The organism is Halorientalis marina (assembly GCF_023028345.1).
Classification (GTDB): domain Archaea; phylum Halobacteriota; class Halobacteria; order Halobacteriales; family Haloarculaceae; genus Halorientalis; species Halorientalis marina.
The window spans coordinates 2,740,557-2,759,122 of the sequence record NZ_CP095487.1 but is presented as its reverse complement, the minus strand read 5'-3'; the positions used below and the strand labels follow the sequence as shown (position 1 = coordinate 2,759,122).

The 18,566-nt window shown below is 71.7% G+C and carries 17 protein-coding genes and 1 tRNA gene; 6 read left to right on the top strand and 12 right to left on the bottom strand.

What is annotated here, in order from left to right; all coding sequences use genetic code 11:
• Positions 1-48 precede the first annotated feature (48 nt).
• The 7 genes from MUG96_RS14195 to psmA all read right to left on the bottom strand — a co-directional run bounded on the left by MUG96_RS14195 (position 49) and on the right by psmA (position 8,360).
• A complete protein-coding gene (locus MUG96_RS14195) occupies positions 49-1,266 on the bottom strand; it encodes an AAA family ATPase (RefSeq protein WP_246983758.1) in 1,218 nt (405 codons plus the stop codon).
• A 52-nt stretch (positions 1,267-1,318) separates the two neighbouring features.
• Positions 1,319-2,788: a DUF7519 family protein gene (locus tag MUG96_RS14190; protein ID WP_246983757.1), complete on the bottom strand. Its 1,470-nt coding sequence runs from the start codon at positions 2,786-2,788 to the stop codon at positions 1,319-1,321.
• On the bottom strand, positions 2,788-4,098 hold the full coding sequence (locus tag MUG96_RS14185) for a DUF58 domain-containing protein (protein WP_246983756.1): 1,311 nt from the start codon (positions 4,096-4,098) through the stop codon (positions 2,788-2,790). The genes MUG96_RS14190 and MUG96_RS14185 overlap by 1 nt, the downstream gene beginning before the upstream one ends.
• Positions 4,095-4,991 carry a DUF7269 family protein gene (locus MUG96_RS14180; protein ID WP_246983755.1) on the bottom strand — a complete coding sequence of 299 codons (897 nt, stop codon included), beginning with the start codon at positions 4,989-4,991 and terminating at the stop codon, positions 4,095-4,097. Before MUG96_RS14180 ends, MUG96_RS14185 begins: the two co-directional genes overlap by 4 nt.
• Positions 4,988-6,763: a DUF4129 domain-containing protein gene (locus MUG96_RS14175; protein ID WP_246983753.1), complete on the bottom strand. Its 1,776-nt coding sequence runs from the start codon at positions 6,761-6,763 to the stop codon at positions 4,988-4,990. Before MUG96_RS14175 ends, MUG96_RS14180 begins: the two co-directional genes overlap by 4 nt.
• Positions 6,764-6,900: 137 nt before the next feature.
• Positions 6,901-7,602: an archaeal proteasome endopeptidase complex subunit beta gene (psmB, locus tag MUG96_RS14170; RefSeq protein ID WP_246988688.1), complete on the bottom strand. Its 702-nt coding sequence runs from the start codon at positions 7,600-7,602 to the stop codon at positions 6,901-6,903.
• 17 nt (positions 7,603-7,619) lie between these two features.
• On the bottom strand, positions 7,620-8,360 hold the full coding sequence (gene psmA, locus MUG96_RS14165; protein ID WP_246983751.1) for an archaeal proteasome endopeptidase complex subunit alpha: 741 nt from the start codon (positions 8,358-8,360) through the stop codon (positions 7,620-7,622).
• 193 nt (positions 8,361-8,553) lie between these two features.
• Here psmA and MUG96_RS14160 point away from each other — a divergent pair, with 193 nt between their 5' ends.
• The 3 genes from MUG96_RS14160 to MUG96_RS14150 all read left to right on the top strand — a co-directional run bounded on the left by MUG96_RS14160 (position 8,554) and on the right by MUG96_RS14150 (position 10,286).
• On the top strand, positions 8,554-8,964 hold the full coding sequence (locus MUG96_RS14160) for a GIY-YIG nuclease family protein (protein WP_246983749.1): 411 nt from the start codon (positions 8,554-8,556) through the stop codon (positions 8,962-8,964).
• Positions 8,965-8,973: 9 nt separating this feature from the next.
• Positions 8,974-9,405, top strand: a complete 432-nt coding sequence (locus MUG96_RS14155; RefSeq protein WP_246983748.1) for a hypothetical protein — start codon at positions 8,974-8,976, stop codon at positions 9,403-9,405.
• A gap of 503 nt (positions 9,406-9,908) precedes the next feature.
• Positions 9,909-10,286, top strand: coding sequence for a DUF6684 family protein (locus MUG96_RS14150; protein ID WP_246983746.1), 378 nt, complete (start codon positions 9,909-9,911; stop codon positions 10,284-10,286).
• 12 nt (positions 10,287-10,298) lie between these two features.
• Here the strand turns inward: MUG96_RS14150 and MUG96_RS14145 are convergent, their stop codons facing one another.
• The 3 genes from MUG96_RS14145 to MUG96_RS14135 all read right to left on the bottom strand — a co-directional run bounded on the left by MUG96_RS14145 (position 10,299) and on the right by MUG96_RS14135 (position 11,881).
• Complete coding sequence (locus MUG96_RS14145) at positions 10,299-10,880, bottom strand: YbhB/YbcL family Raf kinase inhibitor-like protein (protein WP_246983744.1); 582 nt, start codon at positions 10,878-10,880, stop codon at positions 10,299-10,301.
• A gap of 247 nt (positions 10,881-11,127) precedes the next feature.
• Positions 11,128-11,201: transfer RNA gene (locus tag MUG96_RS14140), tRNA-Ile, on the bottom strand.
• A 113-nt stretch (positions 11,202-11,314) separates the two neighbouring features.
• Entirely contained in the window at positions 11,315-11,881 is a 567-nt protein-coding gene (locus MUG96_RS14135) for an FxsA family protein (protein WP_246983742.1), read from the bottom strand.
• A 119-nt stretch (positions 11,882-12,000) separates the two neighbouring features.
• Between MUG96_RS14135 and MUG96_RS14130 the strand changes: the two genes are divergently transcribed.
• The 3 genes from MUG96_RS14130 to MUG96_RS14120 all read left to right on the top strand — a co-directional run bounded on the left by MUG96_RS14130 (position 12,001) and on the right by MUG96_RS14120 (position 16,226).
• Positions 12,001-13,623: a DUF255 domain-containing protein gene (locus tag MUG96_RS14130; protein WP_246983741.1), complete on the top strand. Its 1,623-nt coding sequence runs from the start codon at positions 12,001-12,003 to the stop codon at positions 13,621-13,623.
• Between the two features lie 84 nt (positions 13,624-13,707).
• A complete protein-coding gene (locus tag MUG96_RS14125) occupies positions 13,708-14,511 on the top strand; it encodes a TrmB family transcriptional regulator (protein WP_246983740.1) in 804 nt (267 codons plus the stop codon).
• 386 nt (positions 14,512-14,897) lie between these two features.
• Positions 14,898-16,226, top strand: coding sequence for an MFS transporter (locus MUG96_RS14120; protein WP_246983739.1), 1,329 nt, complete (start codon positions 14,898-14,900; stop codon positions 16,224-16,226).
• Positions 16,227-16,233: 7 nt separating this feature from the next.
• On the opposite strand, the gene MUG96_RS14115 is transcribed toward MUG96_RS14120, so the two are convergent.
• Together MUG96_RS14115 and mptA are read right to left on the bottom strand one after the other, a co-directional pair.
• Complete coding sequence (locus MUG96_RS14115) at positions 16,234-17,388, bottom strand: hypothetical protein (protein WP_246983738.1); 1,155 nt, start codon at positions 17,386-17,388, stop codon at positions 16,234-16,236.
• A gap of 203 nt (positions 17,389-17,591) precedes the next feature.
• Entirely contained in the window at positions 17,592-18,542 is a 951-nt protein-coding gene (gene mptA / locus MUG96_RS14110; RefSeq protein ID WP_246983737.1) for a GTP cyclohydrolase MptA, read from the bottom strand.
• Positions 18,543-18,566: the final 24 nt, after the last annotated feature.

The following is an 18,566-nucleotide window of genomic DNA, read 5'->3' as shown; positions in this document are numbered from 1 at the left end:
CGGGGGTGGTGCGGCCGCCCCGGCGGTCCCCTCCTTTCCCCCACACTCTCAATCGTGGCCGTCCCGTTCTCCCGGCTCGCTCCCCTCGCCCGACCCTCCCCGGCGGCCCTGGTGTCCCTCCGTGGGCCCGTCCTGTGGCTCCCGTCCCGGTGGCCGGCGGTCGCGCCGCTGTCCCGGCTCCCCCCGCTCGGGGCCCCGGCCGGATTGCTGTCGCTCGCGTCCCTGCGTCGGCTGTGTGGGCTGTCCCTGCCCGTCCCCCGGTCGCTGGGTCGGGGGAACGTCGGCGTCGTCCTCGGGCGCGACGCCGGGCACGTCGACCCGGTCGAGCACGTCCCGGACGATGCGGCGGGCGTTGACGCCTTCGACGCTCGATTCGGTGGTGAGGATGAGCCGGTGAGCCATCGTCGGTTCGGCGATGGCCTTCACGTCGTCGGGGGTGACGTACTCCCGGCCGACGATGACGGCGCGGGCGCGTGCCGCCTCGAAGACGCGCTGGATGCCACGCGGGGAGACGCCGACTTTCGTGCGTGCGTCGGTCCGGGTGGCCCGCGCCAGTTCGACGATGTACCGTCGGACCGTCTCGTCGACGCGGACTTCCTCGGCGGCCTCCTGGAGCGACAGTACCGTCTCCGCGTCCGCGACGGCCTCGACGGAGGGGGCCAGCGTCCGGCGGTCCGCCCGCCGGGCGAGCAGTTCCATCTCGCCGTCCAGGTCGGCGTACCCGAGCGAGGTCTTGACGATGAAGCGGTCCCGCTGGGCCTCCGGGAGGCGGAAGGTCCCCTCCTGTTCGACGGGGTTCTGGGTGGCGACGACGAGGAACGGCTCGGGGAGGGCGTAGGTCTCGCCGTCGACGCTGACCTGCCCTTCCTCCATCGCCTCCAGCAGCGCGGCCTGTGTCTTCGGCGGCGCGCGGTTGATCTCGTCGGCGAGGACGACGTTCGCGAACACCGGCCCTTCGGAGAACCGGAACTCGCCTTCGTGTTCGTCGTAGACGTTCGAGCCGGTGATGTCGGAGGGCAGGAGGTCCGGCGTGAACTGGACGCGGTTGAACCCGAGACCCAGCGCCTCTGCGAGCAGGCGCGCGGTCACGGTCTTGCCGGTGCCCGGTACGTCCTCGACGAGGACGTGCCCGCGGGCGAGGACGGCGGTGAGTATCGTCTCCAGGACGGCGCGGTCGACGACGGCGGCCGAGCCGATGCGGTCCATCACCGCGTCGCAGGTCGCTTCGGCGTCGGCCGGCGGTGCCGCGGACGGCGTCTCGGCCATGTCGGAGGTGTCGTGGCCGAGCACAAAGAACGTCGGGTATCCGACACCACCCTCAGCCCCGCAGCGGGACGAGCAGGGCGAGGACGCCCCCGACCGCGAGCACGAGCGCCCGCAGGGCCGGCGCACCCGGCGCGACCGCGCGGACGACGAGCCACACGCCGACGAGCGACAGCACGGCAACGAGCGCGACGCCGACCGACAGCACCCCGTGGAGCAGCTCCAGGCGCCGCGTCTCTGGGACGTGCCCCAGCTCCGCGGTCAGCCCCGTCCCGAACTCCGAGACGTCCCAGGCGAGCAGGGCGGCCGCGGCAGTCGCGAACACGAGCGGGGCCGGCGCGCCGCCGAGCCCGGCGCCCAGCGTCGCAACGAGCAGGCCCCCGCTCGTGAGCGCCGGCGCGCCCGCCCGGTCCGGGAGCAGGCCGACGGCCGTCAGGATCGGTGCGAGCGAGAACACGAGCAGGAACACCGCGAGGCCGAGCAGGACGAGCCCGAGCGCCAGTCCCAGCAGGGAACCGAACGTCCGCCCCCCGCCGACGCCGTCCGTAGCGACGAGCGCCGCGACGACCAGCGGGAGCGCGATGCAGACGACGACGAAACAGCCGAACACCGGCCCGAGCCGCCCCGCGTCGTCGGGTCCGAACCCGGCGGCGAGCCGGCGGACGACCCACGCGACTGCGGCGGCGACGAGCGCGAGCACGCCCACGACGACGATCGGGGCCCGCAGGAACGGGCTCGACAGAAGCGCCGCGACCGGCCCCGGAATCGCGGCGTAGACCGGGTCGACGATACCGGCAATCTCGAGCGTTCCGAGACAGATCCAGCTGCCGAAGCCGCCGAAGACGCCCAGCCGAGCCCGGGATTGCCACTCTCGCAGGGCCGCTTCGACGGCCGGCCGGCGGTCCCGCGGCGCGAGCTGTCTGACGGGGAGCCGCGGCAGTGACATCCTGACCGCCAGGCTCGTCAGGCCCACGAGCAAGGCCAGTCCCGACAGCGACGGGCCGGCCGGCGGCACGAGCGCGTAGCCGGCGATCTCGAACCAGAAGATCGCACCGAAGGCAAGCCCGCCGACGATAGACAGCACGACGATGGGCGCGATCAGCGCCCCCCAGCCCTGCTTGGCCGCGCGCCGGAGGCTCCCCTCGCGAACCGCGTTCGCCCATCCGCCCGCAGTCCCGAGCAGGGCAACGGCGACGCCGGTCACGACGATTGCCGGCCCGGGCCCGGCCCCGCTCGCGACGAGCGTCGTCCCGATCCCGGCCAGCGTCAGGAGGCCGCCCGGCAGGAAACAGAGGTGACCGAAGAAGTACGCGCTCACGGTGTCGCGCTGGAACAGCGCCATCCCCGCCCCGACGAGGCCCACCCCGAGCGCGAGCGTCCGCAGTGGGCCAAAGAGGTTCCCGACTGCGCCCAGGACGAGCGCGACGCCGATGACCAGCGCGGTCGACACCGCGAGGCTCGTCTCGCGGGCACGCCCCTCGTCGCCGACCGCCGACGGCCGGTCCAGACGCGGGCCGATGGGCATCAGTCGTCACCTCCGGCCCGCGGCCCCGGCGTCGAGCCGAGGCGGTCGGCGGCCGCGAAAGCGTGGGAGAGCGCGACCGGCAACGGCGTCCCTCGCCGCCAGTCGACCGTCCGTGCGCCCGCGGCCTGACAGCCGACGAGCCGCGCGCGCCGTTCGACCGCCGCGAACTGCCCGCTGACGGTGTTGTCCGTCAACACGTCCGGCGAGAGGACGCTACAGGAGTAGCCCGCGCCGCGCCACCGCTCGACGGCCGCCCGGCTCCCCTCGTCGAGCAACGGCGAGAAGAAGGCGATCTGTGCGTCCGGCGGCGCGAGTTGCACGAGGCGCCCGACCTGGTGATGGCCGATGTCCTCGGGGAACCGCGTCTCGGTCGCCCGCCCGAAGACCCGCTCGGCCCGCGAGCGGTGGTCCCGGCCCGCGCCCGGCGGAACCCAGTGCAACCCCGCCGGCCCGGGGCCGTCGTCGCCGACGACCGCGACGCCGACCTCGTGGCCCGCCGCGAGCAGGTCCGAGAGAGCGTGCGTGGCGGCGTACGCGCTCAGCTCCACTGCCGTCGGGTGGCCGGGACCGGCGACGACCCGTGCGGCCGGCCGTGCGTCGACGACGAGGACGATCGTCGCGGCGAGGCGCTTCCGGTAGTCGACCGTCGCGAGTTCACCCCGCTTGGCGTAGTGGCGCCAGTCGATCCGGTCGGCGGGGTCCTCCGGCTGGTACTCCCGCGTCGAGTGGAACTCCATCCCGTGGCCGGGGTCGTCGGCCGACATCGTCCCGACGTAGCGGTCGCCCTGCTCCTCCAGGGGCGGTGCCTCGGCCGCCAGCTGACAGTCGAGCAGGTCGTCGCCCGCGACGCTCGCTGGGACGGTCGCGACCGCGCCGGCACCGAGGCTCCGGAGCCGGACCCGCGGCGGCCCGAACCGGTACTCGCCGCGACGGGCCGGGACCGTGTACTCGATCTCGACGGACTCGCCGGGGTCGAGCGCCCCCGCCCCGCGCGGCGACCCCTCGGCCACCGCCAGCTCGTCGGGCACGGCGTCCACCACCCGCACGTCCGGGAGCGTCTCCGACCCCTCGTTTTCCACCGTGAGCGTCACCGCGACGGGATACCCGGGCGGGACGGGCGTCGGCTCGATGTGCCGCGTCACGGCGAGCGACTCCGGGGCGGCGACCGACGAGAGCGACCCGTAGACGACGTACACGAGCGGGACGGCCGCGGCCAGGAGCAAGACCGGCCGCTGGGCCGCCGCCCCCGTCGCCGCGAGGACCGCTGCCGCCGCGACGGCGCCGCCCCAGCGACTGACGCGCTCGGTCATCGATCTCCCTCCGGGCTTTCACGGTCGGGTTCGCCCGCCGGCGCGCCGTCACGGCGCGACTCCTCGCCGTCCGACGAGTCAGTCGTCACGCCGACCGCGAGGTCGAGGTCGCCGTCAGCGGTCCGCTGGAGGTCGTCGACGCTCGGCGTGACGACGGGGATCGTCCGCGGCGCGCGTTCGCCGGGCACCGCGGGGAGGGTCTCGTCGGCCACGCGTGCGATCTCGTCGACGGTCACGCGCACTCGCTCGCGCAGGACGCGCTCGGGGAACAGCCACGCGTAGATCCGCTCGCGTAACGACAGCGGCGGCCCCGTGACCGTGCCGGAGACGACCGACGCCGCCACCCGGTCGTCGGTCCAGCCCCCCTCGTCGACGACCGCCTCCGCCGCCGTCCGGTCCCGGTGCTCGTGGACGAGGACGTCGAGCAGGACGCCCCGGAGGGTCGGGCGCACCCACTCCTCGCCGGCAGCGACCGTCCTGTCCTCCCGCGCGACCGCGCCGCCCTCGTCGAGCACCCACGAGAGCCCCTGCCCCGAGAGCACGTCGTCGGTCGCCGCGTACTCCGGGGTCGCCGCGACGACCGGGTCGTCCGCCTCCCGGGACACCTCGTCGTTCCGTCGCCGTTGGCCGGCGCTGTCGGCCTCCTCGCTCGATCGGTTCGCGTCCGCGGTCGTCCCTGCGCCCGTGCTCCCGTCGTCGCCGTCGTCCCGACGAATCTGCCAGGCGGCGATGCCGAAGCCGACGACCGCGATCAACACCAGGGCGGTTTCCGCCGACGAGTCAGCGCCGCCGGTCACGCCGCCGAACGCGCCCGTCGCCAGCCCGGCGACAGCCCCGAGGACGAGGGCCAGCCCGACGACGAGCCAGGCGGCGTCCCACGACCGCACGCTCATCGCTCCCGTCCCTCCCGCCCGGCGTGTGAGCCGCCGGTGACCGACGGCGCGCCCTCGGCCCGCCGGTGCGCGGCGAGCGCGTCGAACGCTTCTCGGGCCCGTGTGGTGCGCTCCTCGGTCCGCTCCGCGCCGCCGTACTCGACCTCGCGGAACGCGGTCGCGAGGTCGGTCGCCGACTCCCGCGGGTATCCCTCCGCCGTCGCGGCCCGGACCACCTCCCCCGGCGTCCGCTTGCGCCAGCGGTCGGGCGTCACCCAACGTGCGAACGTCCGCCAGCGTTCCCGGAGCGTCGTCGGGTCGCCCTCGGCGTCCGGCACCGCCGCGGCCGCTCCCCTCGTGACGGTCTCGGCACCGTCGTCGCCGGCCCGCCGGAACGCCCGTAGCCGCGACGGCAGGGCACGGAGCCACCCGACCAGGGCCGCGAGACCGCCACGGATGGCCCCCGGGAGCGCCCGCAATCGGGCGACGACCGCTCGCGGCGACGCACGCACGTCCCGCCAGAACGCGCGCAGGCGCCCCTCCGCGTCGTCGAAGACGCCGGTCAGCCAGGTCGCGACCGCCAGCGCCCGCCGGACGACACGGTTCAGGAGTCGCCGTGTCCGCGACCCGACTGCGTCCGCGCTCGGCGTGTTCGCGGTTCCGGAGACGCGCCGCGCGAGTCCGACGGCGACGGCCCCGAGAGCGGCCAGGACGAAGCCGACGACCGCGACCGTCCCTGCGTACAGGCGGGCCATCGAGACCGTCGCCGTCTGGTCGACCGCTCGGACGCGGATGGTCGCCGTCGGGTCGGTCGGGAGCGTGACGCGCCGCTTCCCGTCCGGTCCCGTCTCCCCGACGGACTCGCCGGCGACGGCCACGCGCGCTCCGTCGACCGTCTCCGAGCCGAGCGTGACGTTGAGGACCGCGGGCTGGCCGGGAAGCGCCAGGACCGTCGCCGGCGAGACCGTCACGTCGAGCAGGGCGACGTCGACCCGCGTCCGGCCGCTGTAGTCGCCGCGTTCGACCCCGAGGGTGAACCGCGCGGTGCCGTCGTCCGGGACGGTGAGTTCGTACCGGCCGGCGTCGTCCGTCTCGCCGACCTGCTGGCCGTCGACCGTCACTGTCGCGTCCGGGACCGGTCGGCCACCGATCCGCGCCAGGACGGTGACCGTCTCACCCGGGAACGGCCGGCCGCTCACCGCGACGTCGATACGACCGTCGGTCTGGACGGTTTGTGTCACGTTCGTCGGTCCCGACGCCGCGGCGGCCCCGGCAGGGCCGACGGCCCCGGGGTCCGATCCGGCGACGGGAGAGGCCGCCCCCGTCACTCCGCTCGCCACGGCGGGACCAGCGTCGAGTCCCCGGCGGTCGAAGCTCGAATCCCCGCTCCCGGCCGTACAGTCGACACCGTCAGGGACCCGTGCCCTGATTTCGACCGGCCGTTCGTAGGGGACGCGACCGGCGACGCGGCCCGATTCGTTGGTCCGCCCGATGGCGCGGTCGTTGAGCCAGACGCGTGCGCCCTCGACCGGGCCCGACTCGCTCACGACGACGACGGGGACCGTCTCGCCCGGGACCGGTTCGCCGAGCAGCGACACTGCACAGCCCGGTTCCCCGTCGTCACTGTCGCCGAACAGTTCGAGCAGTGCCGAGAGATCGAACTCCGGCCCCGACGCGAAGCCACCGCCGCCGTCGGGGCCGAGCGCCGTCGCCCCGACGACCAGCCCGAGCACGCAGAGCGCGACCAGGAGCGTCTGTCGGCCACCGTCGCTCGCTCCGGCACGCTCGCTCACGACCACCGCCTCCACTGGCGCCTGCGGACCCCCCTGCACCGCGCCCCGGTGGCACGTCCGTACACGATGTCAAGAGGTACTCCTGACGGACTGTAAACGCTTCTGGTCGGAACGCCGACGGAAAAAACCGGACGGCCCTAGAGCAGTTCGTCGAACTCGTAGGCTTCGATCTCGACGCCCTCGTCCGTGACCTCGGTGATGTGGATGCCGTTGCCGGAGCCGGTGTCACGCTCGGCGGCCGCGTTGACCGCTTCGGCGGCGACGGTGCGGGCCTCGTCCACCGTGAGGTCGTCCTCGTAGAGGCTCTCGAGGGTCCCGTAGGCGACCGTCAGGCCGGAACCGGTGACGGTGTAGTCGTCGTCCATGACCCCGCCGGCGGGGTCGATGCTGAAGACGTGGGTACCGTCCTCGTCGACGCCGCCCAGGATGGGGTTGATGGCGAAGAACGGACCGCCGCGGGCGAAGTTGCCCGCCAGCGTCGCCAGCGCGGGGATCGAGATGTCCTCGCCGCGCCGCGTCTCGTAGAGGTTCACTTCCGCCCGAAGCGAGCGGATGAACGACTGCGCGCCCCCGACGGAGCCGACGAGCGTCAGCGCCGCGGTCGGGTGGATCTGCTCGACCTTCTGGACGTTCTTGTTGGAGACGAAGCGGCCGCCGAGGGAGGCTCGGCGGTCGGTACCGATGACGACGCCGTGTTCGGTCGCGATGCCGACGGTCGTCGTCCCGGTCTTGTTCACGCTCTCTTCGTCGCGATTCGAGGCGGGCAGCGAGCCGAGTTCCGGCTCGTAGGGGTTCTGCAGCGCCTCGTCGGTGCTCGGCGGGCCGCTCGTGGGGTCCATACCGTGGTTGAAGTCGTTCATTCGTCGTCACCTCCGAGGTCGATCTCGGAGAGGTAGGTTTCGATTTCGTCGTCGTCGTGTCGGCGGAACTGCTCGGTCTCGACGTCGACCGTCCCGAGGGTGACGCCCTCGGCGTCGAGGTCGCCGTCGTTGATCTCGGCGATGCCACGGAGCGCGAGGTCGATCCCCGCGTCGAGGTCGAGGTCCTCCTCGTACTCCGCCTCGAAGAAGTCGATGAGGTCCTCGCGGCCGCCGCCGACGGCGAGTGCCTTCCACTCGTAGGGCGTCCCCGAGGGGTCGGTCTCGAACAGGCGCGGCTCGCCGTTCTGGATGCCGCCGACGATCAGCGCGACGCCGAACGGGCGCGCACCGCCCGTCTGCGTGTACTGCTGGATCTGGTCGGTGATGTCCTTCGTCAGCGACTCGACGCCGATGGGCTCCTCGAAACGGAGCTGGTTCACCTGGGCGTCGCGACGGGCGAAGTCGATCAGCTGTCGGGCGTCGGCCACGTGGCCGGCGCTGGCGATCCCGATGTGGTCGTCGATCTTGTGCAACTTTTCGACGCTGTCACGCTCCAGGAGCGGCGAGCGGACCCGCGTGTCCGCCGCGAGTACGACGCCGTCGGCGGTCCGGATGCCGACGCTCGCAGTGCCGCGCTTGACGGCCTCGCGTGCGTACTCGACCTGGTAGAGGCGCCCGTCCGGGGAGAAGATCGTGATCCCACGGTCGTACGCCTGCTGTTGTGATTGTCCCTGCATGATTGAGATCGAAAGCCGGGATTGGCCTTCACCTCCGGTTAGTGCCTCCCGTATATAAACCCTCCTTTGGGCGCAAAGGGGGCCGTTACCGCGGCGTCGGACCGCAGTCCGGGGGTTGTCACCGATTCCGGGCACCCGGTCGGTGCGGGCGCGACCGCAACGCGGAGGTGCGTCGGCGTCGTACCGGCAGCCGATGCCCGAAGGAACGTACACGCTCCTTGTGAAACTGCCGACGACGGCAACCGTCGCCGTCGGTGCGCTCGGCGAGCAGTCCTTCCCCGCCGGCTGGTACGCCTACACCGGGTCCGCGTTCGGCCCCGGCGGCTTCGCCCGCGTCGACCGCCACCACGAGATGGCCGCCGGCGAGCGCGACGCCCGCCACTGGCACGTCGACTACCTCCTCGGGGACACGGACGCCGAAATCCGGTCGGTCGTGCGCACCCCCGACCGCGACATCGAGTGTGCCGTCGCCGACGCCGTCGAGGGCCGCCCCGTGGTCCACGGCTTCGGGTCCTCCGACTGTGACTGCCCGACGCACCTCCACCACGCCGCCGACCGCGCGACGCTCGTCGACTCCGTCAAACGCGCTCATCGCACCGTGTAAGTCACATTCATGTACTCTCACGGCCACTTCGCCGTCTCGGTCGCCGTCGCACTCGCCGTGCTGGCCGTCGCCCCGCCGACGGTCCTCGGCCTCCCCGCCGCCCTGCTCGTGCCCTACGCCGCCGTCGTCGGCGTCGGGATCGACCTCGACCACTTCCCCATCGCCTGGCACAACACCGGCGAACCGCGCGCGCTTCGGGCCGTCCTCGCGGACCCCCGGCTCCTCCTGCGGCAGGGGGAGATCTTCCGCCCCGGCGAAGTCACGAGCCACGAGCGCCTCCTCACCCACACCGTCATCGCCGGAATCGCGACGCCCGCGACCTGGTTCCTCGCGCCGCCGCTCGGCCTCACTACCGGCCTCGTCCTCTACGCACACGTCCTGTCCGACCTCGGCTGGCGCGTCTACCGCGAACGGACCGGCGCCGTCGAGCGCCGTTCGTGAGGTGCACCCGTCACGCCCCCGGGTGCTCGTGCCCGGGCCCACAACCCCTATCCGAGCGCTCGTCGAACGACGTGGTATGTGCTTCCCCACCACCCAGGAGTGTACCGAGGACGGCTGTGACCGCGTCGCCATGACCGGCGCACGGGTGTGTTTCGGGCACGCCTCCGTCGAACAGGTCGTCGGCTGACGCGACCGCTCGCCGCCCGGCCAGCGGCCGCGTGTCAACGGACGGCAGAGCCGTGGCGAACCGTGAAACGTTTACCGCCCGCCCGTCCAGCCTCGACTGTCACGGGGCGGCAGGTTTCAGCGGCAGGGTCCGGACTCGGGCCCGTGGAACGCCCCACGCGTTCCAGGTTGCGACCGTCTCGTGACAGGTAACCCCCTCCCCCCAACCGGTTACCGCTTTTACCCCTCTCCTCTCCCCTCTTTCCGGTTCCGGACGGAACAGCAAGTGTTACGCTCGCGTGGCACCAGCCGAGAAACGAGGCTCGACGGACCAGCCCATGCCCAGCGATACACCACCGACCGACGGGTCCGGGTCGCCGACCGACGAAACGAACGACGCCGAACCGCCGACCGACGAGGCCGCCTCGTCGGACGCGACCGCGAGCGACAGCACCGTCTTCGACAGAGAGACGCTCTCGGACCTGCTCGTGAACGCCGTCCCCATCGGCATCATCCTCGCGTTCGTCCTCATGTTCGGCCTCGCGTCGCCGAGCGAGTCGGGCGGCGACCCGCTCGTCCTCTTCCACGCCGCGCTCGTCGCGGGCGTCGTCGTCGTCAGCTACGTCGCCGCACGCGTCATCTCCGGCACCGGCGCGCCACTGACCGGGAGCGTATCGCCCCCGGACGACGCCGAGGAGTCCGTCGAGGACGACTGAGACGCGGCCGCGTCAGGTCCCGTCGGCCGTCGGTCCCGCCGGCCGCTGGTACGTCACCGTAATGCGCCTGCTCGCCAGCACCGTCCCCTCGATTTCCTCGACGACGGTGTCGTGCGCCGCGCCGGGGGCGGCGTCGAGTTCCGAGCGGAGCGCGTAGACCTGAAAGCGCAACTCCACGGTGGCCCCGGGCGGCGGACACGGCGCGCTGTATCCAGCTTCCGCCCCCTCACGCCGCCCCTGTCGCGCGCCGCCGAGCGAGTCCACCGTCTCCGTCCGCGGAACTCCCTCGGGGATACGCTCGGTGTCGGCGGGCACGTTCCACAGCGACCAGAACACGGGCTCGTTGATGGGGCCGAGGTCGGCCTCGGCGGTCACGGCGAGCGCCACTGTCGGTTCGGGGACGCGCTCGACGGAAAGCGGCGGCGACCGTCCCTCCCCGTCGCAGGTGTACGGCGTCGGGAGCGTCCCATTGTCCGACATGGTCGGACTCGACGCGCGGAAGGCCGGCGTCGACCGTCCCGATTCGCCGGTACAGCCGGCGGCTCCCGCGGCGAGTCCGGCCCCGAGAGCGGCCAGCAGGCGGCGGCGTCGCATACCCCGCTTCGGGGCGGGACGTACTTCCGGGCTGTGGTTCCGCGCGGGTGCGCCGGGGCGCTCGGTCGCCGTCGTCGTCCGTCCTCGTAGCGTTCGGCTGCCGGTCGTGGCTGTCGCTGGGTCTCGACGTGACGTGTTCCGAAAACGGAGGGAGTTCGTGGCCCCCGATGAGAGGTGGGCCAAACCGGATTCGAACCGGAGCCAGACGGTCGCTCGCTCCGCTCCTCGTTTTGCATCACGGAAAACGTGGGCCAAACCGGATTTGAACCGGTGACCTCCCGGTTATCAGCCGAGCGCTCAACCTGACTGAGCTATTGGCCCAGGTGAGCGCACTCGGTAGTTTCCGCGTGGGTATGTTAAGGGCTTCGTTTCGGGTCACGGGACCGCGGGACGGCCCGCCGGCCGCGCGCCGCTGTGTGGCACACTGTCTTCCGTCACCGCCCCTCGTCCTCGTCGTCGAAGTCCACGTCGTGGACCTCGTCGTCGTCCACGTCGAACCCCTGCGGGCCGCTCTGCCCGCCGCCGCTCCCGCCACTCCCGGCGCCGGGACCGCGGCGCTCGCCGGCGGCGTCGGCGTTCTCGCCGCCGGGGAAGCCACCGACGTAGACGTTGCCGGTAACGAAGCCGTCGGCCTTGGCGTCGGCGTAGGGTTTGATGACGAACTTCTTGACGCCGAGCCTGATGGGGTATCGCGTGAACGGCACCACGATCAGCAGGCCGACGAGGTCGGTCACGAGGCCGGGCGTGAGCATCAGCGCGCCCGCGACGAGCAAGAGCCCGCCGTCGACGAGTTCGTTCGTCGGTAACTCCCCCTGTGTCGTCTTCGCCTGGATCTTCCGCAGCGTGTGTCGCCCCTCCGCCCGGACCAGCAGCAGGCCGATCAGCGCCGTGAGGACGACGGCCAGCACCGTCGGCACCGGCCCGAAGACCGCCGCCACCGCCACCAGCAGCATGATGTCGAGCAACGGGATGAGCAGCAACACCGCGATGACGCGGAGCATACCCCCTCTTGTCACCCGCCACTCAAAATAGCCCCGTTTGTCCCGCTCGCCCAGCGCGTGTGGGTCGTCCCGGCGACCGCTGACGCAGGATACTTCACCGGGGGAATCCGACGGGGGGTATGGACGATTCCGCGGCGCGCACGAACGTCGAGTGGCGCGAGTGGGGCGAGGACGCCCTCGCGGTCGCCGACCGCGCGGGCAAGCCGGTCCTGCTCTCGCTGTCGGCGCCGTGGTGTGCCCACTGCCACGAGATGGACGCGACCACCTACACCGAACCCCGGATCGCGGCCAACGTCAACGACGGGTTCGTGCCCGTCCGCGTCGACGTCGACCGCCACCCGCGGGTCCGCGAACGCTACAACATGGGCGGGTTCCCCTCCACCGTCTTCTGCACTCCCGACGGCGAGATCATCACCGGCGCGGGCTATCTCGGCGTCGACGGCTTCCGCGGCATCCTCGATACGGTCCGCGAGAAGTGGGACGCGGAAGGCGAGAGTGCGGGGCGTGTCCCCCGTTCGCTCCGGGACGGCCAGCCGCCGGGCGGCGACGTGGTCCCCCGCATCGAGGAGCACATGGTCGAGCAACTGCTCGGCGCGTTCGACGAGGAGTTCGGTGGCTGGGGGTCGGACGCGAAGTTTCCCTTCCCCCGGACCGTCGAGTTCGCCCTGGTCCGGGCGCGCGACCAGGCCACTCGCACCCTCGAAGCCATCCAGACACACCTGCTCGACACCTACGAGGGCGGCTTCTACCGCTTCGCCTCGAACCGCGACTGGGCCCAGCCGCATCGGGAGAAACTGCTCGACGAGAACGCCGGTCTCGTCCGCGCGTTCGCCCGCGCCTACCGTTACACCGGCGAGGAGAGCTACCGGGACACCGCCGCACAGACGGTCGAGTACCTGACGACGACGCTGTGGACCGGCGACGCCTTCGCCGCGAGCCAGGTCGGCGACGACGAGTACGCCGGCCTCGGCCCGACCGAGCGCGAGGACGCCGACGCGCCCCACGTCGACGAGACGGTCCTCGCGGACCGGAACGGCCTCGCCGCGGGCGCCCTCCTCGGCTTCCACGCCTACACTGACGACGAGCGCGCCCGCCGGTACGCCGAGCGCGCGCTCGACCACGTCCTCGACGACCTCGTGGACGACGGCGTCGTCACCCACTACCGGACCGCCGACGAGGTCGGCACCACCGGCCTCCTGCTGGACCAGGCCCGCGTCCTCGAGGGGCTGACGACCGGCTGGCAGGTCACCGGCGAGTACGGCGAGGCCGCCCGCGCCGTCGCCGACGAGACCATCGACCGACTGCGGACGGACACCGGTGCGTTCCGTGACGGACCCACCGAGGGACCCGGCCTCTGTGACCAGCCCCTCTACCCCCTCGACACCAACGTCGAACTCGCGGATGCCCTCATCGACATCGCGGCGCTCACCGGCGAGGACCGGTACCGCGAGGTCGCCGAGGACGCCGTCGCTGCCTTCGCCGGCGCGGCCGAGCGCATGGGTGTCGAGGTGGCCGGCTACGCCGCCGTGGCCTCCCGCCTGCTCGCCCCGCGTGCCTTCCGCCTCGGGACGCCGGCGGGCAGCGACCTCCACCGCGCCGCCCTGCGAATAGCGGACCACGAAGCCGTCGTCGTCCCCGACGCGGACGTGCCCGAGGGCGTCGCTCACGTCGTCGAGGACGGCGAGCGCGTGGGTCGCGCCGAAACACCCGACGAGTTGGCGTCGGTCGCGACCGACGCGTAACAGGCCCCGATTCCGCACCAGCGGCAGGATACGCTGGTAAACTGCCGATGCGTTTATGAGTCCCCCATCCGACCGCTAGAGGTAATGGCAAGTCTGAGAGACCTGGGGTTGTCGGAATACGAGGCTCGCGCGTACCGCGCGCTGCTCAAGACGGGGCCGACCACCGCGAAGGAGCTGTCACGCGTCAGCGACGTGCCCATGGGCCGCATCTACGACGTGCTCAACAGCATCGAGACCTACAATCTCGTCCGGAGTCAGAGCGCCTCCCGGCCGAAGAAGTACGTCGCCGTCGAGCCACAGACCGCCCTCGACCGCCTGCTCGAGGACAAGAAACGCGAACTCGAGGAGAAGGCGAACCAGTACGAGACCATCGTCGACGACCTCGTGGGCGAACTGGAGACCGCCGAACCCGTCGAGGAGACCTTCTGGACCGCCGCCGTCGGCCCCGAGGAGACCGTCGACCTCCTCGTCGAGCGGCTGGCCGCCGCCGACGACCGCATCATCATGGTCGCCGCGACCCTCTCCCAGCAGTTCGACATCGACATGGTCGGCGACCTCATCGTCGAGGAACTCTCGAACGCCTTGGAGCGGGACGTGACCGTCTCGCTTTTGATGCGGCCGGAACTCGTCGACTCCCTCCCCGAGAGCGTCGGCGACCGCTACCGCTTGCAACTGGCCGAACACGACCAGTTCTCCGTCCGGACCTCCGCGAACGTCTCCGGGACCTTCGAGCTCATCGATAACTCGGAGGTCTGTATCGAGGTGCCTCACCCGCTCAACGCGAAAGACACCTTCGCCATGATCGACCTCAAAGACCGGGAGTTCGCCGCCAACGTCCGCTCGGAGTTCGACCCGCGGTGGGAGGACGCGGAGCCTTTGAACCTCTAAATTTTCACTTCGTCGGGTGCGCGCGAAGCGCGCACCACTCTCTGTTCACGGGCGCTTCGCGACCGTTCGCATGGTATGGGGGACCTCCGGTCCCGCACTGGTCGCAAAAATTTAGTACAAAAACGACCTCCGCGTTCGCCGCTCCGCGGCTCACGCGGAGTGAACCGCGGCGTGGAGCGCCGCGGATGCTCCTGCCGTCCCGCTACCGCACCGCCTCCGCTCCCGCAGCGCCCCCGCCTCCGCCACCTGACCGCCACCAGACTCATCCGCCACCGCACCGCCACCTCCGACACGGTCTCCAGGCCCACAGCACCGCCCCCACCCTCATGTGGCCGGGCGTCGACGTGGCTCTCGTGCAGAACCGATCCGGGGAGGCCATCTGACTCGTGCTCCCGCGCGCGACCACGCTGTCTGACGCGGGTCCGAGCAATCGGCGGGCGCTCGCCGCCGTCGTCGCCGTCGTCTTCATCGATCTCGTTGGCTTCGGCATCGTCATCCCCATCCTCCCTTTCTACGTCCGCTCGTTCGGCGTCTCCGACGTGTTCATCGGCCTCCTGGCCGCATCCTACTCGCTCATGCAGTTCGTCTCCGCGCCCTACCTGGGCCGCCTCTCCGACGAACGTGGCCGTCGCCCGGTCATCATGCTCTCGTTGGCCGGCAGTGCCGTCGCGTGGGTCCTGTTCGGCCTCGGCGCCGAGCTCCAGTCGCTGTTCGGCCTCGTCGGCGGTCTCGGCGCCGTCTTCGCCGCCCGTATGCTCGCCGGCGCGATGGGGGGCAACATCGCCGCCGCACAGGCCTACATCGCCGACGTGACGCCCCGTGAGGAGCGTGCGGCCGCGCTCGGCCTCATCGGCGCCGCCTTCGGCCTCGGGTTCGTCTTCGGCCCCGCACTGGGTGCCGTCTTCGCCAGCGACTCCGTTGTCGCCGCCGCCGACGCCCTCCTTCCCGGCGTCGTCCCGACCACGCGGTTCTCGGTCCCGAGCTTCGCCGCTGCGGGATTCAGCCTCCTCGGTCTGCTCGCCGCCGCCGTCGCGCTCCCCGAACCCGAGCGAAAGCGCGGCCCTGCAGCAGTCCAGGGCATCGTCGCCCAGTTCCGCGGCGCGCTCGCCGACAGCGCCCTCCGACCGCTCGTCGCCGTCTTCCTCCTCTGGTCGCTCGCCTTCTCCGGCGTCCAGGTGGCATTCATCCCCTTCGTCGCCGACGTGTACGGGTACGACGCCAGCGGGGCCGGACTTCTCCTCACCTACATCGGCGTCCTGGGGGTTCTCAATCAGGGCATCGTCGTCCGCGCGCTCACGCGGCGCGTCTCCGACGCGCGGATCGCGCTGAGCGGCGCAGTCCTCCTCGTGGCCGCGCTCGCCGCACTGCCGTTCACGCCGCTGCTCGGCCGCGTGCTCTTCCCGGCGGTCGGGCCGCTTTCCGGGGCCGTCGTCGCCCTGCTCGTCGTCCTCGCTGGCCTCTCGACGGGGAACGGCTGGCTCAGCGTCGGTGCCTCGGCGCTCGTCTCGGCGTCGGCCGACGACGCCAACCAGGGCAGCGCCTTCGGCGTCACGCAGGGCGCCGGCTCGCTCGGCCGGACCGTCGGCCCGCCGCTGATGACCGCGCTCTACGTCGCCGCCGTGGCAGCGCCCTTCCTGCTCGGGGCCGCGCTCACCGCCGTCGTCGTGGGGATCCTCACCGCCGTCATCCGCGGCGTGGTTCCGACGCAGCGGTAGTCGACAGTCAGGTCACGTTCAGGATCCGGTCGACGCTGGGCATCTCCTCGACGGCGATGTCGGACTCCCGGAGCCGTTCGTCGGCCGCCGCCTTCTTCTCCTCGCGGGTCTCGTCGTCGTTCTCGGTCTCGGCCGTCGCCCCGTCGCGGAGGAGCACGCTCGCGTCCTCGATGGTTTCCGAGACCCGCTCCATCTCCGCGATGACGTCCTCGAAGGAGTCCGCGCGGTCGATGGACTCGAACTCGCCGTTCACGTCCTCGAACGCGGCGACCGTGTTCTCGAACAGCCCCTTCGCCCGCGACCACTCCTCCGCGTCCCACGCCCCGACCGCACCCCCGAAGCGGTCCAGCGCCGTCTCCAGCGTGTCGAACAGGTCCGGCAGGTCCGACAGCGTCTCCAGTTCCGCGTCGAACTGGTCGATCTTGTCGTCGTACGTTTCCTCGCCGATGGGCCCGAACGCGGCCATCGCCGCCGCGTCGGTCTCGTCCTGCAGGTCGGAGAACAGGTCCTCGGCCTCGTCGCGCCGCGCCTCCATGCGGTCGACCTGTCGCCCCATGAAACTGAACTTCTCGTCGTACCACCACTGTCTGGCCGTCGTCGTCGCGTCGTGGGCCTTTCCGAGCGGTGACTGTGTCCGCGCCGCGAGTTCGAGGAACGTCGCGACCTCGCGGAGGTCGTCGGCCGTCGCCAGTTGCTCCTCCGCCGCGATGTCGGGCACACCGTCCAGGTCCGAGCGCGCGTCGCCGACCGGGTTGGTCACCGCAGGCCACTCGAACTCGGTCGCCGCCGCCGACACGTCCAGTAGCGTCGTGGCGTCCTCGCTCTGCTCCGTGTAGCCGTCCAGCGCGGCCTGCAGGTCCGCCCTGGCCCCTTCGATCCGCTCGGCTGCCTCCTGTTCGGCCGGACTCGGCTCGGGCGTCGCCGTCTCCGTGGGCGTGTCCGTCTCCGTCTCGGTCGGTGTCTCCGTTTCCGTTTCCGTTGGCGTCTCCGTCTCGGTCGCCGTCGGCACGCTGGTCGGCGTGGCCGTCGGCGTGCTTGTCTCCGTACGGGTCGTGAAGGGCGTCCGCGTCGGTTCGTCGGTCGGCGTGGTCGTCTCCGGTGTCTGGCACCCGGCGATACCGAGCGAGAGAGCGAGGGACGCGATCAGTCTCCGGCGGCGCATGCCCCGCCTTACTGGCATTGTGGCAATAACCTTTCCGCACCACCTTTTTGCCCGGGCGGTCGCTCCCGGGGGTCGCGACCGCCCGGCGAAAAACGTGGGCGAAAAAGCCGCCGCCCGACGGGAAACGCGAGTGGAAACGCCGCCGCCCGGCGAACGACCTGGGCGAAAACGCCGACCGCGCTACCGCCGGCACGGACGACCGCTCAGTCGTCGGCGGCTGCCGGACCGTCGCCGTTGACTTCGCCCTCGAGGTCGCCGAACTCCGCGACGCGCTCCGCGTGGGCGTTGTGCTGGTGGATCGACTCGTCGTTGGACTGTTTCATCGTGACGACCGCGTCGTCGGGGAGGTCCGGGAAGGCGTCGACGACCCCTTCGGCCATCGCGCGGACGCAGTCCTCGACGAACTTGGCGTCCTTGTGTGACTCGTAGGTCATGTGGTCCTCGTCCGGTCGTTTGGCGAGGTTGTAGATGCGGGCGCTCATCGAGTCCCGCGCGACCTCGATGAGTTCGTTGAGGTCCACCTCCGGCGCCCCCTCGCTCTCGACGGTCAGCGTGGCGTGGCCCCGCTGGGAGTGGCCCGGCTGGGGCACTTCCTCGAGGAACTGGTCGATGACCTCGTCCTCGACGTCCAGGCCGCGAAGGGTCTCGCGGGCACGTGACGTGGACATCCCCTGCGAGCAGGGACAGACCGTCATCCCGGTGACGCGAGCGCCGATCTCCTCGTGGGTTCCCTCTTCGGTCGCCGTCGCCGAGGCGATGATGTCGGCCGTCGACTGGGTGGCTTTGTCGCTCGCGGGCGTCTGCTCGCGGGTGACGTACTCGGCTTCCATCCGCACTTCCGCCTTGGTCGTGTAGTCGTGCTTTTCGAGCAGCCGCTCCGCTGCGCCCCCACAGACGTCCTCGACGCGGTAGGCCTCCTGCGAGACCGCGGCCTCCAGCGTCTCGTCGATGACCTCCATGTTCCGGGACATGTCCGCCCCCTTCCGCCAGGACGGCAGGTCGACGAACACCTCGAACTCCGCCATGAGTACGATGGGCCGGTCGTCCGCTCGACCGAGCTTGACCAGTTTCTCGACACCGGTGACACCGACGCGGTTCAGCCCGACGGAGACTTCCGGACTCGACGCCTGGACGTCCGGCAGTTGCTGACTCATTGAACCTTCGTAAGGGCCGAACGA